The sequence below is a fragment of the Pseudoalteromonas sp. 1181_04 genome (genome assembly GCF_052850545.1).
In genome coordinates this window covers 254,294-276,653 of record NZ_VXCS01000002.1, presented here as the reverse complement: position 1 = coordinate 276,653, position 22,360 = coordinate 254,294, and the positions used below count along the sequence as shown (strand labels likewise).

23 protein-coding genes are annotated in these 22,360 nt (G+C 38.3%); 14 read left to right on the top strand and 9 right to left on the bottom strand.

Annotation, left to right across the window (positions count from 1 at the left end):
• Nucleotides 1–360 precede the first annotated feature (360 nt).
• The 3 genes from FW757_RS02635 (at nucleotide 361) to miaE (ending at nucleotide 2,042) form a co-directional block, all read left to right on the top strand.
• Nucleotides 361–735 carry an MAPEG family protein gene (locus tag FW757_RS02635; protein ID WP_182718847.1) on the top strand — a complete coding sequence of 125 codons (375 nt, stop codon included), beginning with the start codon at nucleotides 361–363 and terminating at the stop codon, nucleotides 733–735.
• Nucleotides 736–1,368 carry a sulfotransferase family protein gene (locus FW757_RS02630; protein ID WP_182718846.1) on the top strand — a complete coding sequence of 211 codons (633 nt, stop codon included), beginning with the start codon at nucleotides 736–738 and terminating at the stop codon, nucleotides 1,366–1,368.
• Nucleotides 1,369–1,469: 101 nt separating this feature from the next.
• Nucleotides 1,470–2,042, top strand: coding sequence for a tRNA-(ms[2]io[6]A)-hydroxylase (miaE, locus tag FW757_RS02625; protein ID WP_149981156.1), 573 nt, complete (start codon nucleotides 1,470–1,472; stop codon nucleotides 2,040–2,042).
• A gap of 53 nt (nucleotides 2,043–2,095) precedes the next feature.
• Here miaE and FW757_RS02620 read toward each other — a convergent pair whose 3' ends face one another.
• A complete protein-coding gene (locus FW757_RS02620; RefSeq protein ID WP_446440828.1) occupies nucleotides 2,096–2,803 on the bottom strand; it encodes a metallophosphoesterase in 708 nt (235 codons plus the stop codon).
• 697 nt (nucleotides 2,804–3,500) lie between these two features.
• On the opposite strand from FW757_RS02620, the gene FW757_RS02615 reads away from it, so the two are divergent.
• The 5 genes from FW757_RS02615 (at nucleotide 3,501) to FW757_RS02595 (ending at nucleotide 9,113) form a co-directional block, all read left to right on the top strand.
• Nucleotides 3,501–3,881 carry a response regulator gene (locus FW757_RS02615; protein WP_145233960.1) on the top strand — a complete coding sequence of 127 codons (381 nt, stop codon included), beginning with the start codon at nucleotides 3,501–3,503 and terminating at the stop codon, nucleotides 3,879–3,881.
• A 27-nt stretch (nucleotides 3,882–3,908) separates the two neighbouring features.
• Nucleotides 3,909–4,814 carry an AAA family ATPase gene (locus FW757_RS02610; RefSeq protein WP_182718844.1) on the top strand — a complete coding sequence of 302 codons (906 nt, stop codon included), beginning with the start codon at nucleotides 3,909–3,911 and terminating at the stop codon, nucleotides 4,812–4,814.
• Nucleotides 4,815–4,982: 168 nt separating this feature from the next.
• Nucleotides 4,983–5,810, top strand: a complete 828-nt coding sequence (locus FW757_RS02605) for a DUF58 domain-containing protein (protein ID WP_182718843.1) — start codon at nucleotides 4,983–4,985, stop codon at nucleotides 5,808–5,810.
• The gene (locus tag FW757_RS02600; protein WP_446440827.1) at nucleotides 5,797–7,794 is read left to right on the top strand and encodes a transglutaminase TgpA family protein; all 1,998 of its coding nucleotides are present in this window, start codon (nucleotides 5,797–5,799) and stop codon (nucleotides 7,792–7,794) included. The genes FW757_RS02605 and FW757_RS02600 overlap by 14 nt, the downstream gene beginning before the upstream one ends.
• Nucleotides 7,791–9,113 (top strand): Na+/H+ antiporter family protein, encoded by a 1,323-nt coding sequence (locus FW757_RS02595; protein ID WP_182740520.1) that lies wholly within the window; start codon nucleotides 7,791–7,793, stop codon nucleotides 9,111–9,113. Before FW757_RS02600 ends, FW757_RS02595 begins: the two co-directional genes overlap by 4 nt.
• Nucleotides 9,114–9,287: 174 nt before the next feature.
• Here FW757_RS02595 and FW757_RS02590 read toward each other — a convergent pair whose 3' ends face one another.
• Genes FW757_RS02590 through FW757_RS02580 form a run of 3 tightly spaced genes read right to left on the bottom strand, consistent with a single transcriptional unit; the run spans nucleotide 9,288 to nucleotide 11,390 of the window.
• The gene (locus tag FW757_RS02590; protein WP_064666260.1) at nucleotides 9,288–9,719 is read right to left on the bottom strand and encodes an acyl-CoA thioesterase; all 432 of its coding nucleotides are present in this window, start codon (nucleotides 9,717–9,719) and stop codon (nucleotides 9,288–9,290) included.
• A gap of 5 nt (nucleotides 9,720–9,724) precedes the next feature.
• Nucleotides 9,725–10,540 (bottom strand): M23 family metallopeptidase, encoded by an 816-nt coding sequence (locus FW757_RS02585; RefSeq protein ID WP_182718841.1) that lies wholly within the window; start codon nucleotides 10,538–10,540, stop codon nucleotides 9,725–9,727.
• On the bottom strand, nucleotides 10,533–11,390 hold the full coding sequence (locus tag FW757_RS02580; protein WP_149981106.1) for a 6-carboxytetrahydropterin synthase: 858 nt from the start codon (nucleotides 11,388–11,390) through the stop codon (nucleotides 10,533–10,535). Before FW757_RS02580 ends, FW757_RS02585 begins: the two co-directional genes overlap by 8 nt.
• Before the next feature lie 204 nt (nucleotides 11,391–11,594).
• Here FW757_RS02580 and fabA point away from each other — a divergent pair, with 204 nt between their 5' ends.
• Nucleotides 11,595–12,110, top strand: a complete 516-nt coding sequence (fabA, locus tag FW757_RS02575; protein WP_182718839.1) for a bifunctional 3-hydroxydecanoyl-ACP dehydratase/trans-2-decenoyl-ACP isomerase — start codon at nucleotides 11,595–11,597, stop codon at nucleotides 12,108–12,110.
• Nucleotides 12,111–12,190: 80 nt separating this feature from the next.
• On the opposite strand, the gene rmf is transcribed toward fabA, so the two are convergent.
• A complete protein-coding gene (gene rmf / locus FW757_RS02570; protein ID WP_182718838.1) occupies nucleotides 12,191–12,361 on the bottom strand; it encodes a ribosome modulation factor in 171 nt (56 codons plus the stop codon).
• A gap of 729 nt (nucleotides 12,362–13,090) precedes the next feature.
• On the opposite strand from rmf, the gene acuR reads away from it, so the two are divergent.
• Together acuR and acuI are read left to right on the top strand one after the other, a co-directional pair.
• Complete coding sequence (gene acuR / locus FW757_RS02565; protein ID WP_446440826.1) at nucleotides 13,091–13,726, top strand: acrylate utilization transcriptional regulator AcuR; 636 nt, start codon at nucleotides 13,091–13,093, stop codon at nucleotides 13,724–13,726.
• Nucleotides 13,727–13,789: 63 nt separating this feature from the next.
• Entirely contained in the window at nucleotides 13,790–14,782 is a 993-nt protein-coding gene (gene acuI / locus FW757_RS02560; protein ID WP_182761831.1) for an acrylyl-CoA reductase (NADPH), read from the top strand.
• 211 nt (nucleotides 14,783–14,993) lie between these two features.
• On the opposite strand, the gene FW757_RS02555 is transcribed toward acuI, so the two are convergent.
• On the bottom strand, nucleotides 14,994–15,560 hold the full coding sequence (locus tag FW757_RS02555) for a hypothetical protein (RefSeq protein ID WP_182718835.1): 567 nt from the start codon (nucleotides 15,558–15,560) through the stop codon (nucleotides 14,994–14,996).
• A gap of 189 nt (nucleotides 15,561–15,749) precedes the next feature.
• On the opposite strand from FW757_RS02555, the gene FW757_RS02550 reads away from it, so the two are divergent.
• A complete protein-coding gene (locus FW757_RS02550; RefSeq protein WP_145233938.1) occupies nucleotides 15,750–16,166 on the top strand; it encodes a VF530 family protein in 417 nt (138 codons plus the stop codon).
• Nucleotides 16,167–16,486: 320 nt separating this feature from the next.
• On the opposite strand, the gene FW757_RS02545 is transcribed toward FW757_RS02550, so the two are convergent.
• On the bottom strand, nucleotides 16,487–17,296 hold the full coding sequence (locus FW757_RS02545) for a sulfite exporter TauE/SafE family protein (RefSeq protein WP_182830920.1): 810 nt from the start codon (nucleotides 17,294–17,296) through the stop codon (nucleotides 16,487–16,489).
• Nucleotides 17,297–17,817: 521 nt separating this feature from the next.
• On the opposite strand from FW757_RS02545, the gene FW757_RS02540 reads away from it, so the two are divergent.
• Nucleotides 17,818–18,792 carry a DUF1852 domain-containing protein gene (locus FW757_RS02540; RefSeq protein WP_182717840.1) on the top strand — a complete coding sequence of 325 codons (975 nt, stop codon included), beginning with the start codon at nucleotides 17,818–17,820 and terminating at the stop codon, nucleotides 18,790–18,792.
• A 68-nt stretch (nucleotides 18,793–18,860) separates the two neighbouring features.
• Complete coding sequence (locus FW757_RS02535; RefSeq protein ID WP_182739273.1) at nucleotides 18,861–19,910, top strand: methionine synthase; 1,050 nt, start codon at nucleotides 18,861–18,863, stop codon at nucleotides 19,908–19,910.
• Between the two features lie 102 nt (nucleotides 19,911–20,012).
• Here FW757_RS02535 and FW757_RS02530 read toward each other — a convergent pair whose 3' ends face one another.
• Nucleotides 20,013–20,444, bottom strand: coding sequence for a DUF3859 domain-containing protein (locus FW757_RS02530; protein ID WP_182717842.1), 432 nt, complete (start codon nucleotides 20,442–20,444; stop codon nucleotides 20,013–20,015).
• A 49-nt stretch (nucleotides 20,445–20,493) separates the two neighbouring features.
• Nucleotides 20,494–22,317 carry a protein kinase domain-containing protein gene (locus FW757_RS02525; RefSeq protein ID WP_446440825.1) on the bottom strand — a complete coding sequence of 608 codons (1,824 nt, stop codon included), beginning with the start codon at nucleotides 22,315–22,317 and terminating at the stop codon, nucleotides 20,494–20,496.
• Nucleotides 22,318–22,360: the final 43 nt, after the last annotated feature.

Genomic DNA, 22,360 nt, shown 5'->3' with positions numbered 1-22,360 from the left:
TGAACCCTAAGATGACTTAGTTGTTGCACCAACAACAGCTAGTTTATGCAGTAAGCTTAACAACAAACTTTGTTGCAGGTCTAATTATTAATAGTAACAGTGCCAATAGGAACGTATTTTTTGTCCGCTGCAGGTTTAAAATCTATAATATATGGGCTTCTAATCGCGGGCGGTAAGATGTTGTTACTTTATTTATATTTCATCATGATTAATCGGATAAATAGTAAACGCCATTGATACTGTACTGGTTGATTATCATTTGTTATTTAAATAACAATAGTTGTATAGTACTACCAATAATTAGGGAGACTTGGTAATACACAAGTTTTTATAAACACTTAGATAAAAATTAGGTTTATTGTGATTGTATCTTTATATGCTGCTTTATTAGCACTTTTTTATATTTATTTAACGATGAACGTAGTTAAAGTTCGTCGAGCTGAACGAATTTCACTTGGTGATGGTGGTAATCAACAACTGCAATGCGCCATGCGCGCGCATGGTAATTTTATTGAGTATGTTCCTCTTGCAATTATTTTATTGTTTTTAGTCGAGTATCAAGGTTTAGCCAGTCATTATTGCCACGCATTTGGGGCAGCATTACTGATAGGGCGCGTATTTCATAATTTGGGTATTGTCGATAAAAATCTCCGCTATCGCCAAATTGGCGCGCTAACAACCTTCTTAATAATAGTGTTAAATGCGTTTATCTTATTACTTACACGCCTTTATTAAATGTCAGAGAGAATCTTTATAATTGGCCTACCTCGTACGGGCACAACCAGTGTATGCCATGCATTTTTACAACTTGGTTTTAGTTGTGCCCATACAGCCTATACCAAGCAATGTTTTAACCAAGCGCAAGTGATCGCTGACACCCCAATTTTTAATGATTACGAATATTTAGATTCACTTTATCCAGGTGCTAAATTTATCTATTTAGAGCGAGAAGCAGATAAATGGCTGCCTTCAATTCGCCAATTATTACTGAGAATGCACACCAACTTGATGCGAGCGGATGGGGGGTTCAACCCTCATATTAAGCGTTGTTATCTGCATACCTTTGGCCGTTTTTCTGTTGATGAGTTACACAGTGATGCCTATTTGCAACAATGCTATGAGCAACACAAAAGTGCTGCGCATAACTATTTTGCTAAGCGAACAGCTGACTTTTTATCAATAGATATCGCCCATCCAAACAGTTTTAATCAGCTTTGTGATTTTTTGCAATTACAAACTGAACTGACAGAGTTTGAAAAAATGAATATTGGTGGCAAAGTAACAGCTTGGAATGCAGTAAAACATCCACTAAAAGTTGCTTCAACAGCAAATGGTAAAATCGATAAATATCTATACCCATCGTCTTGATAGGAAGTAACTACTCAAGGTGATTAAAAATTATTGCTGTAACAAGATTTTGTAGTTCAATTGCGTTAAAATCTCGCCATTAGTTTTTAGGTAAAATATTTATGTTCGAATTAAAATACCACACTCCATTTGCATGGACCGAAGCTGTGATGGCAGACTTTGACACCTTTTTACAAGATCATGCCGCTGCAGAAAAAAAAGCATCCGGTATGGCTATGTCGATGTTGTCGCATTATCCAGATCGCCGCAAGCTTGTAAAAGCAATGACAGATTTAGCACTGGAAGAAATGATCCACTTTAAACAAGTATTAAAGCTACTGCTTGATCGTGATGTTAACTTAGGCAACGACCAAAAAGATCCCTACGTGAAACAAATTCGCGCGATTTTTAGAAATGGCCGCGACGAGTTCTTAATGGATAGATTATTAGTCGGTGCCGTAATTGAGGCGAGGGGACACGAGCGTTTCTCTTTAGTTGCACAAGCATTACCAATCGGCAAAGAAAAAGATTTTTATGTGGCAATAGCTAAATCGGAAGAAAAACATAAGAACTTATTTGTCGAGCTGGCTTATGAATATTTTGATAAAAATGAGGTCGATGCACGATTAGAAGAAATTCTTATCGCTGAAGCTGAAATATGTAAAAACATTCCATTTACTGCAGCGCTGCATTAAACATATGGGCACTAGCTGGTAATTTTATTTATCTAGTGCCTAACTGTAAGTTACTAATTTATCAACGTTTTAAAATTTTTGATTAATTCACTTAACTCAACAATTGTAGGGCTCCCGCCTAAGTAATTGGTATCAATATGGTACGTATTTTCGATCCAATATGGCTTAGCGGTTGCGTTATGTCCATGAATAGAGAACAGCACGCCAAGGTTTTGAACCAGTTTTTTACTCTGCGTTATTTGTCTATCCCATAATAAGTCACTGATCAGTTGAGCATTTACTTTCATAGGTTGCTGCCAATCCCAACATGTAGCTAAAGTATGCGACAAACCAATTTTTTCGCCTTGGTAGTTCAATAAAATTGATAGTGGGCATGATATTAATTTATTACAGGCATTTAGTAGGCTATTTTTATCACTATGTTTGTGCCATAGACCGCCATTTTTTATCCATAAGTCATACGCTTGTTGATCTTTAGCAAGTGCCTCGAGCATCATATGCTCATGGTTACCCAAGACCATATAGACACCCAACTGTGAAAAGGTATCTAACAACTTTAAACTATCATTGCCACGGTCGATAACATCACCTAATGAAATTAGTACATCAGCGTGCGGATCAAAACTTACTGAATGGATGGCTTGTAGAAATTTATTATAATCAGCATCTAAATCACCAATCACAAACACACGTTTATCAGCCGGAATATCAATAACTTTATTAGGGGACGCATACCGTATTTTATTCGTGCTAATTCCCATCAAAACAAATTACTCCTGTGATTTTACTAATTCTTCATACGCTAACATTGTAGCTATGTAAGCTAAAACAATTTATAAATAAGCGAAGTGTTTACTGGTCATAAATAATCAAGCCGTAGTTCACGCTTAAAAAGTCGCTACCAGATAGTCAGCAATAAAAAACGCATCTTACGCTAGGGCACTTGCCTGTGAATATACTAAACGAGCTGTCACGTACAATTGAGCAAATACACGAACGAATGATCGTAGAGCTAGGACCATAGTTCAACCATATAGTTGTGTGTAAATGAGCAATGCTCAAAGTCAGCTAATATAAAACAGATTTAAAGTGCGCTTAGAATCAAAGTTAAACGACCAGCCTTAACAATTAGTTATGTGTGAGTTAGGTATTTGAAATTGATGTAACTGATTTAATCTAAATTTGCATGCAAGTAGGGAAAATAGCGTTTATTTATCACGGTAATTAGGTTGTTACTTATAAAACTCACTCTATTTAACATAATATAAATTATAGGTTATTAATTATCTAAGCTGGGGTGTGTTTATATGGGCGTTAAGTCCAATACTAGACGGTATCGGACTTAGTGGTGGTTTATTTCAATAATACAGTTTAATTCGAGTATCTTTCTTGAGCTTCATTATCGCTTAGCATAGTATTAAAAATACAATTTAAGCTGTATCACAAGAAGTAAACAATATGGAATTTGTGCGCCCGTTAGAACCAATCCTAATAATTGATGATGTTCAAGATATACGTGACTACTTAAATCAGATCTTAACTGAGTTAGGTTTTGAAGATATTCTTGAAAGCAGAGATTTTGAATCGGCTAAAACGTTGATTGATGAAAAATCCCCGAATGTTATCTTTCTCGATATTGAACTGCCCGATACCGATGGTACAGAAATTCTTGAATACTTAAATGACAATTACCCACATACACATGTTGTCATGTGCTCTGGCCATAACAGCCTCGAAAATGTTCAAAATACTTGGGAACTAGGTGCTAAAGGTTTTATTGCAAAACCATTTAATGCTAAAAAAGTTGATACGGTCATGAAACGCCTCGAACTCATTTAATGTAATTTATCAACCTACAAGGTTACTATGAAACAGTCCGTACAAGCGATCATTGATGATTTATCTCAGGTTATTTTTGGCAAACAGCAACAAATAAAACTCGCGTTAACCTGCTTATTTAGCCAAGGTCATTTATTAATTGAAGATTTGCCAGGTATGGGTAAAACCACTTTATCGCATGCACTTGCTGCGGTATTAGGTTTATCATATCAACGAGTGCAATTTACCAGTGATTTATTACCCTCAGACATACTGGGCTCAAGTATTTTTAATGCCAATGAGCATAAATTTACTTTTCATAAAGGGCCTATCTTCAGTCAAGTTGTTTTAGCGGACGAAATAAATCGCGCAGGTCCAAAAACACAAAGCGCTTTATTAGAGGCAATGGAAGAAAACCAAGTTACTATGGATGGTGATAAACATGCCCTACCAACACCATTTTTTGTTATAGCAACTCAAAACCCTTTATATCAATCAGGTACTTATCCTTTACCTGAATCTCAATTAGACCGTTTTTTTATGCGTATTAGTTTGGGTTTTCCACCTAAAGAAGCTGAACGTAAACTCATTTTAGGCCAACATAATCGTGATTATGCACACTTACCTGTACGTATCGATACACAACAATTAATTGAAATACAAAATAAAGTAAGTGCTGTTATGTTAAGTGAACCGGTTGTTGATTATATTTTGGCGCTTGTATCTGCTACCCGAAATAACAGCCAATTTGCTAATGCGTTATCTCCACGGGCCAGTATTGCAGTTGGCAAAGCCGCGAAAGCATGGGCGTTTATTGATGGTCGTGACTTTGTTACCCCTGATGATGTGCAAACTATTTTTGCTAGTGTTAGCGAACATCGTTTAGGTCTGCAGCATGATGTTAGCTCACAACAGATCAAACAATTAATAAATACTGTTGATGTGCCACTTTAAGGTATGAACAATAAAACAGGAAAGCGCCCTACTTTTTGGTTTCAGTTTAAAGCTAAGGTTTTCAAGCTATTACTAAGAAATAAACATAATACCGAACATCTTACCTTAACGCATAACACAATATATGTTTTGCCATCAAAATTGGGCGTGAGCTTTTTAGTGGTTACTATGCTTAATTTTATATTAGGCATTAATTATCAGAATAATCTGATTTTAGCGATGGCTTATTTAATGCTTGTCGTAATGATATTTTCGCTACTTATGGGTTATAGCAATCTTAAAGGATTAAAAATTGATTATAAAAATCATATAGCTAGCTATGCTCCCTGCTCTGCATTATTAGAGCTGCAACTAAAAACCGAAAAAAAATGTCAATCATTGCAGTTTATTTATGAAAATAAAACCCTCACAACCGTTGATGAAATAACCAGTCAAAAGCAAATAGTTAATTTAGATTTAGGATTAAAAGAACGTGGTGAATACCCCTTGCGCCGATTAAAAATAATCAGCAAGTACCCGTTTGGATTAGTATCAGTATGGAGCTACATGCAATTAGCACATACGGTATTTGTCTACCCGCAACAACTCAAACCATTGCATGAAGCTAGTTTGCAAAATAACCACAACACTGATGATGGCCTGCATAAAAACAGCCATGGTAGTGATGAATTTGATGGTTTAAATATTCATCAAACTGGTATGAATATGAAACGAATATCATGGAAACATTACGCAAAAACTCAGCAATTAATGGTAAAAGAGTTTGTAAATTATTCAGCCCAAAGTGTTGTTTTTGATTTTAATCAGTTACAAGGAAATACCGAATCCCGCCTACAACAATTAAGCTATTTAGTAACTCAGGCTTACTCACAAGGCGTTAGTTATGGCCTGCAATTAGAAGCAGGACTATACGCGATCAGTGATACCAAAGAACATTGTAAACAGTGTTTAGAAGCACTAAGCCGTTTTGCAAAGGATGAAAATGAAAGTCACTGATAATTTAACCGCGATCAATTTGTCGTTATCTATTGTTTATATTTTAGTGCTGAGTTTTATTTTTACTGAGTTACCTCCTCTATTTAATACATTATTAGCTAGTTTGTGTATTTGGAATCTAGCCGTTACCTTATTGAAAAGAAATAAACCCACTGCCATATTAGCAAATACTTTGGCCGGTTTGAGTCTATTGATCTTGTTTTATGACGTAGGTTTTAGCGATACGGTGACTTTATTTGTTGCGATGCTGATCCTCTCTAGCTTATTTAAATTACTGCAAGCCAATACAAAAAAGCATTATCAAACTATCATTTTGTTAAGTTTTTTTAGTCTCTCAACAGTATATCTATTTTCTCAGAGCTTATTTGCTACGCTAGTAATTAGCATGCTATATATTTTAAATTTTGCGCTTTTAGCGCTGATTGAATCTAAACATAGTTTAAAAATTGCAGCTAAAGACAGCTGCAAACTTTTGTTGCTAGCACTACCTTTAGCGATATTTTTATTATTATTGTTACCGAAACTTCCCGCATTTTGGCAATTACCGGGGCCAAAACTCGCTAAAACCGGTTTGTCAGAAAGTGTTGATCCATTTGATATAGCCAAACTGTCTAATTCAGATGAGTTAGTATTTCGAGCTAAATTTGATCAGCAAAAGCCATCTACCCCCTATTACTGGCGAGCGATTATACATGATGAGTTTGATGGTAAACGCTGGTTAATATCGGACATTTTAAAAAGCCAGCAAGTAATTGACCAAATCACCTCAGCTGAACGTGGTGAACCATTATATAGTTATCAAATTTTTGCAGAGCCTGGCGCTAAGCCTTGGCTTTATGGTTTACAGTTTGCCGACTCGGCCCATCAAGATGTAAAAACAACCAGCAATGGATTACTACTGCGGAAACGTTTTTTAGCTAATAGTATCAGCTATACAGCCCAGAGTTATGCTTTTAGCTTGGCTGAACTCTCTCGCTCTGCACACTATCAAAACGTGCAGCTTAGTTTATTAGCTAAAGAGACTAATTTACAGTCGCAGTCTTTAGCTAAACGTCTGTATGAACTACATAATAACGATGATCAGGCTTTTTATTTAGCACTGTATGACTACTTTGCCAATAATAACTTTAGCTATACCTTAACGCCGGATCCAATTACCGGTAACAACACCCTTGACCAGTTTTTATTTGCTAATAAACGTGGTTTTTGTGGCCATTATGCCAGCACGGCTGCATTTATGTTTAGAAGTGTTGGTATTCCTGCCCGCGTTGTTTCGGGGTACTTAGGTGGTGAGTATAATCAACAAAATAGTTATATGAGCATCTATCAATATGATGCCCATGCATGGGTTGAAGTATTTATAAAAAATAAAGGTTGGCAAATTTTTGATGCAACTGCGGTTGTTTCACCTGAACGATTAAACGGATCTTTATCACAGCACTTGCAGCTTAATAGCGAATTTACTAGCAACTTGAGTTTTGGCTTATTACGATTGAGTAATATTGCTGATATTAACTGGTTAAGGCTTAAGCTTGAAAATCTTGATTACCAATGGACAAATTGGGTGTTAGGTTTTGACCAGCAAAAGCAATCTTCCCTGCTAAAAGAATTATTCGGTAATAAACAGCTTTGGCAAATTTCACTGATCGTGATAGCAACCGTATGTTTAGCCTTTATTTGTTACTTTGTGTATTTGTCTTGGCCTAAAAAGCCAGAATCGCCAGCGCATTCACTCGCAAAAGACTACCTTACTGTTGTGCGTTGGTGTAATAAGCAAGGTATTTCTGCACCGTCAAATCAAACGCCGCTGCAATTTTTAGCATATGCAGCTCAACAGCTGCCTAACAAGCGGACATATATCATGCAATTTGCGCAATTATACTCCGATGTGCGTTATCGCCAGCTAATATTTAGCGCTTATCGTAAAAAACACAGTAAAAATCTGGTAAAATTAATTAAAACAACAACTAAGAGAACTCTATGAATGCAGTCGTGATTGGCGTTATTTTAATGCTTGGCCTTACTTTAGCCCGCGTTAATGTAATTGTTGCTATGACTTTAAGTGCTTTAGTCGCCGGTTTAACCGCCGGACTTAGCTTAAACGATACCCTAAACGCATTTAACGCAGGCCTCTCTGGCGGAGCTGAGATCGCTCTAAGCTATGCAATGCTAGGCGCATTCGCTGTTGCGATTTCAAAATCAGGCTTAACGCGCATTTTAGCTGCAAAACTACTCGCTAAAGTAAATAACAATAGTAGTAATAGCGAAACGAATTTAAGCTATTTTATTTTACTGATAATTTTAGTGTGTGCAATTTCATCGCAGAACCTAGTCCCAGTTCATATAGCTTTTATACCAATTTTGATACCCCCGCTACTGGTTATATTTAATAAACTAAGGTTAGATCGACGTGCTATTGCCTGTATTTTAACGTTTGGTCTAGCAACCTCATATATGGTTTTACCCTATGGCTTTGGTGGAATTTATTTATACTCGATTTTACATAAAAACTTAGTGGAAAATGGCTTAGATATCATTAATACCCAAGTACCTATGGCGATGATCATTCCTGCCTGTGGCATGTTAGTTGGGTTAATTGTAGCTGTGTTTATCAGTTATAGAAAACGTCGGGATTATCAGCATGATGAACATCAAGAGCACGCAACTAATGTGGTTGTAGAACAACCTAAAAAAGTATTGTTAGTCGGTATTACAGCGGTATTAGCCTCTTTAGCAGCACAAAATGTCAGTGGTTCAATGATTTTAGGTGGCTTAGTTGGGGTGATGATTTTTAGTTTGTTTGGCGTAGTTAAGTGGGAGCAAAATAGCGACGTATTTAGCAAAGGCGTAGCAATGATGGCAATGATTGGATTTATCATGATCTCAGCTCAAGGGTTTGCCTCTGTAATGAAAGCGACAGGCGATGTGACTAGCTTAGTACAAAGCGCCGCATTGATTATTGATGGCAACAAACCTTTGGCAGCTGCACTAATTTTATTAGTTGGTTTAATGATCACCATGGGGATTGGCAGCTCATTTTCCACAGTTCCAATAATAGCAACCTTGTTTGTGCCACTGTGCTTAGAGCTTAACTTTTCAATGATGGCAACCGCAGCTTTAGTGGGAACCGCAGGTGCTTTAGGCGATGCTGGTTCCCCTGCTTCCGATTCAACCTTAGGACCAACTTCCGGCTTAAACGCTGACGGTCAGCATGATCATATCTGGGATTCAGTTGTGCCTACTTTTATCCACTTTAATATTCCATTGCTAATATTTGGCTGGATAGCTGCTATGGTGCTTTAATACCTTGAATGTGAGTAACCAAGTAGAGAATAGATTAAGACCCCTACTTGGTTACTCAATTATTGTTTTAACGCAGATGCTAAAGATATATAACAGTGCAACATAGTATGATGTGTTCTTTTTATATAGCAAAGAAAGCACCATAAAAGTGCTTTCTTAACTTAACAACTCGGTTTAAAAACCATAAATCATCTTATCGCATACAACAGGCGTAGGTCTGTGATTGTCATCGACCGCAACGAATGTAAAACTCCCAGTAATTGCCGAGTGTTTATCATCCCTGTGCATTGTTTCTAAGAATATTTCAACGTCTACTCTTAAACTTGTATTGCCTACATGCACAACTTTTGAGATCAATTCAGCGAAGGTTCCAGCTGGAATAGCTTCTTTAAAATCAACTCTATCTGATGAAATGGTTACCAATGGTTTACGGCAAAAGCGCGTTGCAGCAATAAATGCAACTTCGTCCATCCATGCCAATGCATCACCACCAAACAAGGTATTGTGGTGATTAGTGCGCCCAGGAAATACTGTTTTTGTGACCGAAGTCGTTGAGTCTTTAATACGCTGAGCAATTATTTCTTCACGGTTTACTTGAGTTGTCATGTTCTCTACTTTTGGTTTGCTAATTTATCTAACATCATAAGTGCAGGATCAAGGCGTTCGCCTTTCCAATTAAAACGCCAATCCAGATGAGGGCCAGTTACACGACCAGTCGCACCAATTTCAGCTATTTTATCACCGCGTTTAATGGTATCCCCTACTTTTACATCAAGCTTACTTAAGTGTATGTAGGTAGACGTGACACTGTGGCCATGATCTAAAATTAAAGTTCCACCAGAGTAATAAAGGTCGTTATCAGCAAAAACAACGGTACCACTGACAGGCGCATAAACAGGACTGCCTGTCTTGTTGGCTATATCTAAACCAAAATGTGGCCGACGAGGCTCACCATTAAAATAGCGTTGGCTACCATACACACCCGAAATACGCCCTTGTGCAGGTTTGTAAACTGGATCTAAAAAGTACCTAAGCTCAGAGTCAACTTTTCGGGCATTTCTTACTGCCACAGCTTCGCGGCTGATACGGTCACTTACCGCTTTTGGCGGTGACACATATTTACTTGCCACTCCAGTAATTTTATCAATTTTATAATCACGTTTAGTGATCTCAATCGCTTGCTGATGTTTGACACCGTCTGCATCAACCCAGGCTAATTGATGGGTTAATTCAGCATCACGGCCAAAGCCAAATACAAACTCACCTTGTGCGGTGGTTTTTAATGCTTGGCCATTAAAAATAACTGACTTAACCCCATCAATTTGACCAGTCACTAACCCGCCTTGGGTTAAGTGACCTTTTAGCTCCACTGCATCAGCAAAAAAGCTCACAGTAGCAAATAACGAAACGGCTAATAATTTACGCATAACAAATGGACCCTTTGGCCACACCTTCGTATGCTGTGACTTTTACGTCATTGTCAGGATGCTGAGCTTTAACTTGCTCAGCAAGGTAACCTGCAATACATTCAACCGTAGTATCAATGGGTAAAATATCACACCGTTCTTTACTTATTGCCATTTCAAAATAGCCTTGTGCGGCGGTATAGGCAAAACAGAGGTCATTTTCTTTGGCGCTGATGTGCTGTAGCTGCGGCGCTTGAATTTGATCTTCTGCTGTAGCTAAATAAATATCTTGCCATTTATCAGCCCATTGCTTTTGTAATCGTGGCATTGCCATTCCATCAAGGGCAATACCAATTTGCGAACGGTGACCATGAATAATACGCTGGCAATTACCGTCGTGCTTTTTAAGGCCATGACTATAGTGATAATAAAAGCTCTTACTATGCTCTGGCTTTAACTCAATTTCGATTTTATCGATATTGCTTGGTAACTGCGGCATGATTGTAGCAATTAAAAATTCAATAACTGACTGCTCATTAATAACATCAGCATCAATTAAACAAAACGCTTGGTTTGGCGCGCTCATTGCTAAGTGGTGATCATCACCAAAAGTACAATCAAGTGTTGTGTAGTCACCATGGTTTTCAACTTGGCCGTTAATTTGGTTGCCAATGGCCAGCTTGTGATCAATACATTGGTCGATAATGCCTTTGATTTGCTTTTTAACTAAGCCAAAATCAAGCACCATAGACTCTTCATTTAACTTGCCATGCAAGGTTAAATCAACAATCCAGCTCTCGCCAACTGCGCCTCGTTTATTACACAAGTAAGAAAAATCAATTACGGTAAGTGCGTTAACAAAAAGGATCATAAACTTCCTTTATACTGGTTAAAAAATCACGGTAATTATAATGATTTTTGCTAGTAATTGCGCGATTTAATCGTGTAATTAGCATGTTCTTCACCTAAGCGGTGGTATTTCGTGCAAATAAATTATTTTTTTAACTGCTCCGAGTTGTTTAGCGTACAAGTGTACGCTAAAGTACGTGGCAATTTCTAAGCGATGAAAAATGTTATGGAACCTAAAAATAGTTATACAAAAGAAGATTTGATCCTATGTGGTCAAGGTGAAATGTTTGGAGAAGGCAATTGTCGTCTACCAAGTGACAACATGTTAATGATGGACCGTATCGTCTCAATCACTGATGACGGTGGAGAGCATGGTAAGGGTGAAATCGTTGCTGAGCTTGATATTAACCCTGATCTTTGGTTTTTTGCTTGTCACTTTAAAGGTGATCCAGTCATGCCAGGTTGTCTTGGTTTAGATGCAATGTGGCAACTGGTTGGCTTTTTCCTTGGTTGGTCTGGTGGTCCTGGTCTTGGCCGTGCGCTAGGTGTAGGTGAAGTTAAATTTACTGGGCAAATTTTACCAACAGCAAAAAAAGTGACCTACCGTTTGACCATGAAGCGCGTTATTAAACGTAAATTATTCATGGGGATGGCTGATGGTACTGTTGAAGTAGATGGCCGCGTTATCTACGAAGCAAAAGATTTAAAAGTTGGTTTATTCCAAGATACTAGCGCGTTTTAATTTTGTAATTAAAACCCAGCTACAAAAACGCCGCTGTTTCATAAACAGCGGCGTTTTTGCTTTAATTCAATACTTAAAAATTAGGTTTTATACATATTGCGATTTTCTATCGCTTCGCGCCAACCGCCTAACCACTCTGATTTTGGGTCTATTTGTTGATAAGGGCATAGGTCTTTTGAACGGCCCGCGAGGCCTGCTTTAAAGCCTTGAGAATGAGCTCTTTCTAACCGATCTCTTTTCTGTCTCTTCATAGGTAAATCCTCACCTTTTATATTTATATATTTGTAGTGTTCGTGACATCTACATTTAATGAATAGTTAATAAAACTGTTAAATTCAAATCACAAAAGCAATTAAATAAATTGACTTTAACTAAGCTGCTGATGCAAAAATGAATTAACATATAAAAAAGTAAAGTGGTCGTACCATCTTCTGTGCGACCCATATATGTACAAAAAATTACGACTATCTAATCACTAACACGCAGTTTCCTGCTCTAATTGTGACTGCGGTTTATGGGTGAAGTTCCTATAAAAAATGTAATTATGACAAATTTATTTCAACTCATTAATAGTAAAGAAGTTTAATTTTTGAACTTATTTCAGACCACTTTACTGCGGCTTATTCACACTTAATTAGCCCACATTTCACGTACATTTTTAAATTGTTTAATAATTAATCCTTGCAACTATACCCAAACCACCTCAATATACAGAATTCAGCGTTTCACAGGGGCTTAGTATCAAGGCGTTACTTTGCAACAATGGCAGCCCCTTTTAAGAAGTAACAACGCTGAGAGTAAGTGCCTGTGAAACGCCCAACGGGTTGGTTTAAAAGCGATTTATACTGCGTTATTGATTTTAACAATAGAACCACTATTACTTGCAATCAATGCCTTGCCTAAATCGCTTTTAATTCCAACTGAAACTCGCATCTTGAGGTGGTTTGGGTATATTAATACGATCGGTCTAATATGTGTTTATGCTAAAAAACAGTCAAAATCCACCACGACGTGGTCGCCCACCAAAAGTTGCCCGCAGTAATGCCGACACCAAAGCGTTACTTATTACTACGGGGGTAGAAACACTAACCGAGTTTGGCTTCAGTGCCACAGGACTTGATACTATTTTAAAAAAAGTAGGTGTTCCAAAAGGTTCTTTTTACCACTACTTTAATAATAAAGATGCCTACGGCTTAGCTGTTATAGACGCTTATAACGATTACTTTGTTGCTAAACTTATTCGCTATCTAGGGGCAAGCGATATCCCTCCTTTAGAGCGACTAATCAATTTCACCCAAAGTGCAGCACGGGGTATGCAAAAGTACGATTTTAGTCGCGGTTGTCTAGTCGGTAATTTAAATCAGGAACTAAACCACCTCAGCGATGACTTTAAAAATAAACTATTAACCAGCTACGAGATTTGGCAACAACATGTGCAAGTTTGCTTGGCACAAGCTCAGCAGGAGCGTGTTATTGCAGCCAACGTGAATACCACACAAATGAGTGAATTTTTTTGGATTGGCTGGGAAGGTGCTGTAATGCGTGCCAAGCTAACTAAAAATACTCAGCCACTTATTTTATATACTGAAATGTTTTTACGTGCATTGCTTAGGTAACGGCTTAAGTAATTGCTCTTTATTCATAACAATTAAAAGACGATCGGTCTAAATGGAGTCCAGATGAACAATCAATTTAAAGCCATTGTTATAAATAATACTGACGATAAGTATACCGCGTCAGTACAAACACTAAATAATAGCGAATTACCCAATCTCCCTGTCAAACTAGATGTGCTTTACAGCACCCTAAATTATAAAGATGGTCTAGCTATTACAGGAAAAGGCCCCGTGGTGCGCTCATTTCCTATGGTGCCGGGTATTGATTTAGTGGGTAAAGTAACAGCCAGTGATTCTAGCGAGTTCGCTATTGATCAGTTGGTATTACTAAATGGCTTTGGTGTTGGCGAAAAATACTGGGGGGGTCTGGCTCAACAAGCCGCTGTTAATGGCAATTGGTTGCTCCCACTCCCAACGTCGTTAACACCTAAACAGGCCATGCAAATTGGTACTGCCGGTTACACCGCGATGCTCAGTATTATTGCGCTTGAAAAGCAAGGCATCACTCCCGAATCTGGTGATATTTTAGTTACGGGTGCAAACGGTGGTGTAGGTAGTTTTGCCGTCTATTTACTTAATCTACTAGGTTTTACCGTAGTTGCAGCAACAGGTCGTGTAGATCAAAGCAAACATTTAAAACAACTTGGCGCCTCTGAAGTGATCGATCGAAATGAGCTATCAAATCCAGGTAAGCCATTAGCAAAAGAACGTTTTGCTGCAGCCATTGATTCGGTTGGCAGTCATACCCTTGCTAATATTTGTGCTTCTTTAAAGTATGGCGGTGTAGTTACTGCTTGCGGTTTAGCACAAGGCATGGATTTTCCTGCATCCGTTGCGCCGTTTATTTTGCGTGGTATTTCATTAATCGGCATAGACAGTGTAATGCGTCCAAAGGTCGACCGCATCCAAGCATGGCAACGTCTAGGTGAGCTTGTTGAGCAGAGCTACTTAGATAAAATATCGACTGAAATTAATTTAGAGCAGGTTATTAACGCGGCTGATGAGCTGATGGCCGGAAATATCCGAGGCCGTGTAGTAGTAAATTGCCAACAGTAAAAATAAGTTATACCAATCGTGTTAAGTTACTAAGTATTTATAGCGACGGAGAAATACAGTGATAACAAGACAGGAATTTTGACATGCCGTTGTTCTACTTGAAAAATTACTGACGTATTTAGCGCTTCATTTAGCCCGCTAGAATGGTTAAATATTTAACTCAATTGGTATATTAAAGCTTCTTGTAAAAGAAGCTTTAATTTTTTCGTCATTACATGCCTAAAGCAGCAAGCTTTTCGTTTAATTCGTCTTTTGAAATTAAACTCATTTCATACTGTTTTTTAACTTTACGAATAGTGTCGAAATTATCAAGTTTTAATCGTGCTTTAGCTAATTTCTGTTCTTTTTCTGCTACAGAGATCACATCAAGTTTAACGGCTTTTTCAAGCTTCTCTTTTTCTTGATCGTATTCTTTTTGAAAAATTGCTTTTTCTTGAATGATGATTTGATCTTTTAGCTTTTTCTCAATTTCAATAGCTTCATCTTCAAGCTCAATTTTTTTCTCAAGTAACGGTTCAACACGGTTTAATGCTTCTTGCAAAGCACTTTCGATATTTTGTCCTTGGTTTTCTAGTAAATTTTCTACGTATTTTTTACCAATATCTTGATAACCAATATTTAGCTGCCCTTCTATTGAAGTGATCTCAGAGCGGATCGCCGATAACTTTGAGTTCTCTTTCATTGAGGTGCTCATATCAGAGCTTAGTTTAGACGTTGATTCGCTGATATTTGAACCAATAGTGGTAGCTTGTGTTTTAATTTTATTAAAAAGACCCATGTATATTATTCCTTAAATCTATCATCCAATGTTGTGGCGTCATGCCAATACTTATTAAAGCGCACTAATATTACCGATAAACTAAACAAATGTAAATTACACAAGCAAACTGACTTGATATTCTTGTATCAAATTATCGTGATAAAAATTATAATTCTGGGATTAGATTTTAGAAAAAGAGTGTAAAACATGAGTAATGAAGATTTATTCGGCAATAACCCGCTACAAGGCGTTAAACTTGAGCAAGTTGTATCAGAGTTAGTTGATCAATATGGGTGGGAGCTTTTACATGCTTATCTACTGCTAAATTGTTTTAAAAACAACCCTGACATCAAATCTGCAGTTAAATTTTTGCGTAAAACCCAGTGGGCACAAGATAAAGTTGAAAACTTTTATCTTTATAGATTAAAAAATCTTCCTAAACCCGATGATGTTCAATATGAACTACCACCACGTGACCGCGTTATTCCTGAAGATCATAAACCGGGTGAACCATGTGAGTTAAGTTTTAGTGACGCAAAACGTATTCAAGCGAAAAAAGAAGCCAAAGATCGTGCACGGACGCGCAAACAACGCTCAAATGCCAGTAATCCTTGGGGTAACTAGGTGCTAGGTGCTAGGTGCTAGGTGCTAGGTGCTAGGTGCTAACAAAATATTTTAATAATTAAGCTGGCAGTGCCAGCTTTTTTGCGTTTATACGGATACTTTTCATAAATGTTCTAATGTACTTTCATTTAAAAAACGACTTAGCTTTCTCAGATTTAAGCCCTCATTTATTTCTCATTCTTTCCTCTTTGTGCAATAAAATTTTAGTGAATTATTCACAAAGAAATTAAGGTTCGCTGCGCTTAAAGAGCTAGCCTACGCAAATAGAACCGATTTGATAAATTATTGGCTCTATTCGTTTCACTGCAGTGCCCTTCCTTTTAATACATAATCATTTTGACAGCGGTTACTAGCAACAATGCGGCGAAGATTTTTTTGACTAACGTGACTGGTAAGTGATGGGTGGCTTTGGCGCCTAACGGGGCGGTAAACCAGGATGTGCAAATAATACCGAATAACGCTGGTAAATACACGAATCCAGCAAATCCATCTTCTAGTGCAAAATGGCCGCTGCCTGAGCTGATGTAACCAATTGAACCAAATAATGCGATAACAATGCCGCATGCGGATGCACACCCTATGGCTTTTTTCATATCGACTGAGAAAAACATTAACAATGGTACCAAAAGCGCGCCTCCGCCAATACCGATCATCGCAGACAAGCCGCCGGTGATCGTGGTCATAATGGTTAACACACCTTTATTGGGCATGTCACGCTCAACCGATGGCTTACGCTTATTACTTACAAACATCTTTATCGCAATAAGTACCACTGTGACAGCAAACACTAAGCGAACAATCTGCTCAGGTAATAGTGCTGCTATAAAGCCACTGATAAGCGCCCCCAGTGCAACGCCCGTCATTACCCAAGGAGCAAGAGTCCATGGAACATTGCCATTTTTATGATGTGCGATTGCGGAAGACGTTGATGTAAATAATATTGATGCTAATGACGTTGCAATTGCGGCAATAACGACTTGCTCAGCTGGTAGAATTTCAAAATGCAGTAAAATAATACTCAACACAGGAACAATAACCAGCCCGCCCCCAATACCTAGCAGCCCTGCTAAAAAACCTACGCCACTGCCAAGTAAGGCGCAGTATAAAATCAACATTATCAATTCACTCATTGCGTTTATCTCTTATTATAATTTTGGGGCACTCATGCCAGATGAATGCGTTTCTATTTCCAACAGAGCAGCGATCACTCACCACATTGGCCGCGAGTATATCAATATAACTGATGCCCATTGATATATTTGCTAAATTAAGCCCTGAATAATCCTCATGTTTTAGATGAAATAAATACAAGATACCCACCCAGAAGTCTAAATGTCTGTATAGCCAAGTTGGCACTCTGTCTTTTAAAGTGCCACTTCAGATAATTTATAGCTAATGGCGTGCAATATTATTAGTTGATGAATACAGCTCATGTTTTAGGTGAAATTAAACCGTTTTTATTCATGTACCGATCCACGTATAAATAGCTCAACTCTTAGAGGCAACACAGTTTTACAGCGGTTTTAATTAAGCCATCAGGCACAAACACAAAAACTGTGAACATCACTTACTGAGAGATCAGTAACGTTAATTCGCTCAAGAGCACAGCATAAACGCAGGTTTTAAATCAGATAATTGGATACAGATCACCATGACTAAAGATTTCACATTTACTATTAAGAGTATTTGTCTCGATGAAAATTATCATCCAGCAGCTAATACACGTATCACTACCAATTTTGCAAACTTGGCCAGAGGCAGTTATCGCCAAGCAAACTTACGCAACGCCTTAAAAATGATCGATAACCGTTTTAATGCCTTGGCGCAGTGGGATAACCCAAAAGCGGATCGTTATTCTGTAGAGCTTGAAATCATCTCTGTTGATATGGATATTGCTGGCAGTGGTAATAGCTTTCCATCGATTGAAATATTGAAAACAAATATTGTTGATCATCACACTAACAAACGCATTGAAGGCATTGTAGGAAATAATTTTTCCTCCTATGTGCGCGACTATGATTTTAGTGTATTACTGCAAGAACATAATAAAGATCAGCCTAAATTTAGTATTCCTGATAACTTTGGCGAGCTGCATGGCAAACTATTTAAATATTTTATTAGTTCTGACAGCTACAAAAAGCACTTTAAAAAGCCGCCAGTAATATGCCTAAGTGTTTCGGATAACAAGACCTATCATCGTACTGAAAATCAGCACCCTGCGTTAGGTGTTGAATATCAGCCAAATGAACCGTCTTTGACTGAGCAATATTTCAAAAAAATGGGCTTGCAGGTGCGTTATTTTATGCCGCCAAATAGTGTAGCGCCCTTAGCCTTTTATTTTGTTGGTGATTTGCTAAATGATTACACTCATCTTGAGCTTATTAGCACTATTAGCACTATGGAGACATTTCAAAAAATCTACCGACCAGAGATCTATAATGCCAATGCGACTGCGGGGAAATCATATCAACCAAATTTGAAGAACCTAGATCATTCACTCACGCAAATTGTTTATGACCGTGAAGAGCGCAGTAAATTGGCGAATGAACAGGGGAAATTTGCTGAGCAGCACTTCATCAAGCCATATCAAACAGTGCTTGAGCAATGGTCTGCTAATTACGCGTAATAGCGAGTTCAATCGTTAGATTCAATCGCAACTTAAAAAGTTAACCCAAATAAATGGCATTATTTATTATGAAAACATCTATTAGCAAAACAATATTACCGACTTCAACTGCAGGCAGCTTACCTAAACCTTCATGGCTTGCAGAGCCAGAGACTCTTTGGTCACCTTGGAAACTTCAAGGTGATGAATTAATTGACGGCAAACACGATGCATTACGGATCTCTCTGCAAGAGCAACAACGCGCAGGTATTGATATTGTCAGTGATGGCGAGCAAACACGCCAACACTTTGTTACCACATTTATTGAGCACCTTAACGGTGTAGATTTTGAAAACCGTAAAACGGTGAGAATTCGTGACCGCTATGATGCCAGTGTACCGACAGTCATTGGACCTGTTAGTCGTATAAAACCGGTTTTTGTTGATGATGCTAAGTTTTTACGCAGCCAAACCAAAAAACCGATCAAATGGGCGCTACCAGGTCCTATGACTATGATAGATACACTTTATGATGACCATTATAAAAGCCGCGAACAGCTCGCTTGGGAATTTGCCAAAATTCTTAATCAAGAAGCCAAAGAACTAGAAGCTGCGGGGGTTGATATCATTCAATTTGATGAGCCTGCATTTAACGTGTTTTTTGATGAGGTAAATGATTGGGGAATTGCGTGTTTAGAAAAAGCCATTGAAGGCCTTAAATGCGAAACGGCCGTACATATTTGTTATGGTTATGGCATCAAAGCCAATACAGATTGGAAAAAAACGTTAGGCTCAGAATGGCGACAATACGAAGAAGCATTTCCAAAACTGCAGCAATCTAATATTGATATTATCTCATTAGAATGTCACAACTCTCATGTACCAATGGAACTACTTGAACTTATTCGCGGTAAAAAAGTAATGGTTGGCGCCATTGACGTTGCCACCAATACCATAGAAACACCTGAAGAAGTGGCAAATACGCTACGTAAAGCACTGCAGTTTGTCGATGCTGACAAGCTCTACCCGTGTACTAACTGTGGTATGGCCCCCCTACCTCGCGCAGTTGCAAGAGGTAAGCTCAATGCGTTAACCGCTGGCGCAGAGATTATTAGAAAAGAGCTGGCTCAAAGTAATTAAAATCTAATTTATTTCATGAGGTGGAGTAACCACCTCGTCCTAATTTATTTTCAACAATTACACTTACTACAAATACAATAAGCCTATATACACATAAAGTATTTAATACCCGCGCTTTTGCCAAAACTCAATTTCTGACATGGACTCTTGTTCAAACACTGAAAATGTTTTATCGGCAATCAGTTTACCGTTTAGCTCTATGGTCATGCGCCAGTCACCTATTTTATTGCTGATAGGTTGCCACAAGGTATCACCTAAGTAAAAGTGCCAGTCATTGTCTTTAACGTATTCAAAGCCGTCAAATGGTGGCATTACCTCACCATCAGCATCCGGTATGTCAGGATGATAAATACAATAATGAAGCTTTTCGCCTTTGGCTTTTTTAATATTAATGATAAAACCAAACTCCACATCGAGTTGTGCGGGTACTTTTGTGGTAAATGCTTGAATTTGCGGTAAGGCTTTTGATGATGAATCCCACTTTGTATAAATACCAAAGCTTTGCATAGTGATTGCGGGCTGAGTTTTTGCCATTATTTATCCTTTTTTTGATGCATTAGTTTAACGTATTTACACGGCAAAATTAAGCGCCAAAACGTTTAGGATCTTTAGGATAGAAAAAATCAGGCTGGCGATCACACAAGGCAAACTCACGGGTATTTTTGTAAGGTAGTTTCATAAACCCGGCAACCCCCACATCAGTAATGCTCACCGCATATTGCATCAACTTATTAAGCAAGCGCTTAAACTGTGCTTCTTTAGTGCCATCTAACAAACGATAGTAATGATGTATTTTCATTCTATCTGGTAAAGCTTCAAAAATAATGCAGCCGGTATGATGTATTTGGTTTAACTCAAATACGCATTTGATCACTTTTTTAGGTAGCTGCAGTTGCTCGTCCGGATCTTTACCGTCTTCAAAATAAGAATGTGGTCGGGTGACTTCTGAGCTTTTTAAATTCATTACCTCATAGTCAAGCTCTGGAAGTTGTTCAAACTTAAATGCCCCTGTGCCATCACGCTCCAGTTGAATGGTCTTTCTGGCATCAAATAAACAACACTTAAATAAGCCTTTTTGATGAATGCCTTGTGCCAACATCACGGTATTATTAACCGCTTGGGTAAAAGCATGGCCTAAACTTTCATCATGCATGATCAGTGATGATTCAACGAACAGTGATTCCTCTTTCCAATGAAAGCTTAAGCCCCCTACTACTGGATATTTTGCTAATCGGCTGATAGAGGCTAAAAATGCTTTTTCAGTATCACCGGTATCAAACAGGAATTCTTTATAATACCGGTCCAATTGAGCGTCATTTACATCAAGCAGTTGTTGATTGAGGTCGGCTTGGCGTAAAAATTGTTTACGTGAACTATAAACCACAGTATCAGGTAGTTCGTCATCGTTACCAAACCAAAATGGAATATTGGCTCGCACATCTTCAGCTAAATTGAGCTCTGGTAAATATGCTTTTGCCATAGCAGGCATATTACGCATAAAGTAATCACCCGCCCCGTCTCTTGTAATTTTATTTTTAGAGAGCATACCGTCAATCACTTTTGCAAGCTCCATAGGGAGCCCTAGTGAACTGGCTGGGATCACTTGCGCGCCAAATCGGCATGACTGTGCAGAAGCCAGTGCGTATAAGGTGGACGCCACGCCTTGCTCATCAAAACGCGGCGATGATTTAGCACCTGACATTTGCTCATCACCAATAAAATACACATCCCCCATCCGCGCATTGGTGGTACTTAAATCGCCAGACATTAAATCCATAAAGTTACTGGTGATTGGCTCGCCATTACTGTCTATTTGGGCATACACAGAGCTGCCCCAGTCCACCAGCGATAAGCCTTGGGTATGTTCATCCCACACTAGATTAGAGGGCTTGATATCGCCATGCACAATCGGTTGTGGCGTTATGCCATTTTGCTGAGTGCGAAGGTCTATTAATACATTACGTAGTTTTAGCGCTAAACTGGTGATTGCTGCGGCGCTAAAGCGGCCTTTTTTAAGTGATACTTTTTCTAAGTCTTCGCCTAGCGCGCGGGCCATCATTAAAATGCCCTGCTTTTTTATCCGTTCAAAAGCATAAAACTTAGGCACTAATGGGTTATCAACTTGCGAGAGCATATACGCTTCGTCCTCAAGTCGATCACGTACACTTTGCGCCAAGGTGATACGTGAAAATTTAAACACCCAAGGAAGTTTACGCTCATCTAAACCCGCAAATACAAATCCAAAAGCACCCGAGCCAATCATTTCAACCTGGCTGTAGCCTAAATTAGTGAGTTGCTTAATACAGATATTCAACCATTGGCGGTGTTTTTTGGCGTCATGGTGCGAAAGCAAATAGACCGACTGCTCTTCATTGATATAAAAATTGCGGATTGCTTTGGTTTTCACTGCGAAGTCTCAACGTATTCTAAAAAATGTAAGGGATAAGGGT

Excerpts from the sequence above, each read along its gene's own strand:
- FW757_RS02630 (WP_182718846.1), top strand. The coding sequence starts at position 736 with ATGTCAGAGAGAATCTTTATAATTGGCCTACCTCGTACGGGCACAACC.
- miaE (WP_149981156.1), top strand. The coding sequence starts at position 1,470 with ATGTTCGAATTAAAATACCACACTCCATTTGCATGGACCGAAGCTGTG.
- FW757_RS02620 (WP_446440828.1), bottom strand. The coding sequence starts at position 2,803 with ATGGGAATTAGCACGAATAAAATACGGTATGCGTCCCCTAATAAAGTT.
- FW757_RS02615 (WP_145233960.1), top strand. The coding sequence starts at position 3,501 with ATGGAATTTGTGCGCCCGTTAGAACCAATCCTAATAATTGATGATGTT.
- FW757_RS02610 (WP_182718844.1), top strand. The coding sequence starts at position 3,909 with ATGAAACAGTCCGTACAAGCGATCATTGATGATTTATCTCAGGTTATT.
- FW757_RS02605 (WP_182718843.1), top strand. The coding sequence starts at position 4,983 with ATGCTTAATTTTATATTAGGCATTAATTATCAGAATAATCTGATTTTA.
- FW757_RS02600 (WP_446440827.1), top strand. The coding sequence starts at position 5,797 with ATGAAAGTCACTGATAATTTAACCGCGATCAATTTGTCGTTATCTATT.
- FW757_RS02595 (WP_182740520.1), top strand. The coding sequence starts at position 7,791 with ATGAATGCAGTCGTGATTGGCGTTATTTTAATGCTTGGCCTTACTTTA.
- FW757_RS02590 (WP_064666260.1), bottom strand. The coding sequence starts at position 9,719 with ATGACAACTCAAGTAAACCGTGAAGAAATAATTGCTCAGCGTATTAAA.
- FW757_RS02585 (WP_182718841.1), bottom strand. The coding sequence starts at position 10,540 with ATGCGTAAATTATTAGCCGTTTCGTTATTTGCTACTGTGAGCTTTTTT.
- FW757_RS02580 (WP_149981106.1), bottom strand. The coding sequence starts at position 11,390 with ATGATCCTTTTTGTTAACGCACTTACCGTAATTGATTTTTCTTACTTG.
- fabA (WP_182718839.1), top strand. The coding sequence starts at position 11,595 with ATGGAACCTAAAAATAGTTATACAAAAGAAGATTTGATCCTATGTGGT.
- rmf (WP_182718838.1), bottom strand. The coding sequence starts at position 12,361 with ATGAAGAGACAGAAAAGAGATCGGTTAGAAAGAGCTCATTCTCAAGGC.
- acuR (WP_446440826.1), top strand. The coding sequence starts at position 13,091 with ATGCTAAAAAACAGTCAAAATCCACCACGACGTGGTCGCCCACCAAAA.
- acuI (WP_182761831.1), top strand. The coding sequence starts at position 13,790 with ATGAACAATCAATTTAAAGCCATTGTTATAAATAATACTGACGATAAG.
- FW757_RS02555 (WP_182718835.1), bottom strand. The coding sequence starts at position 15,560 with ATGGGTCTTTTTAATAAAATTAAAACACAAGCTACCACTATTGGTTCA.
- FW757_RS02550 (WP_145233938.1), top strand. The coding sequence starts at position 15,750 with ATGAGTAATGAAGATTTATTCGGCAATAACCCGCTACAAGGCGTTAAA.
- FW757_RS02545 (WP_182830920.1), bottom strand. The coding sequence starts at position 17,296 with ATGAGTGAATTGATAATGTTGATTTTATACTGCGCCTTACTTGGCAGT.
- FW757_RS02540 (WP_182717840.1), top strand. The coding sequence starts at position 17,818 with ATGACTAAAGATTTCACATTTACTATTAAGAGTATTTGTCTCGATGAA.
- FW757_RS02535 (WP_182739273.1), top strand. The coding sequence starts at position 18,861 with ATGAAAACATCTATTAGCAAAACAATATTACCGACTTCAACTGCAGGC.
- FW757_RS02530 (WP_182717842.1), bottom strand. The coding sequence starts at position 20,444 with ATGGCAAAAACTCAGCCCGCAATCACTATGCAAAGCTTTGGTATTTAT.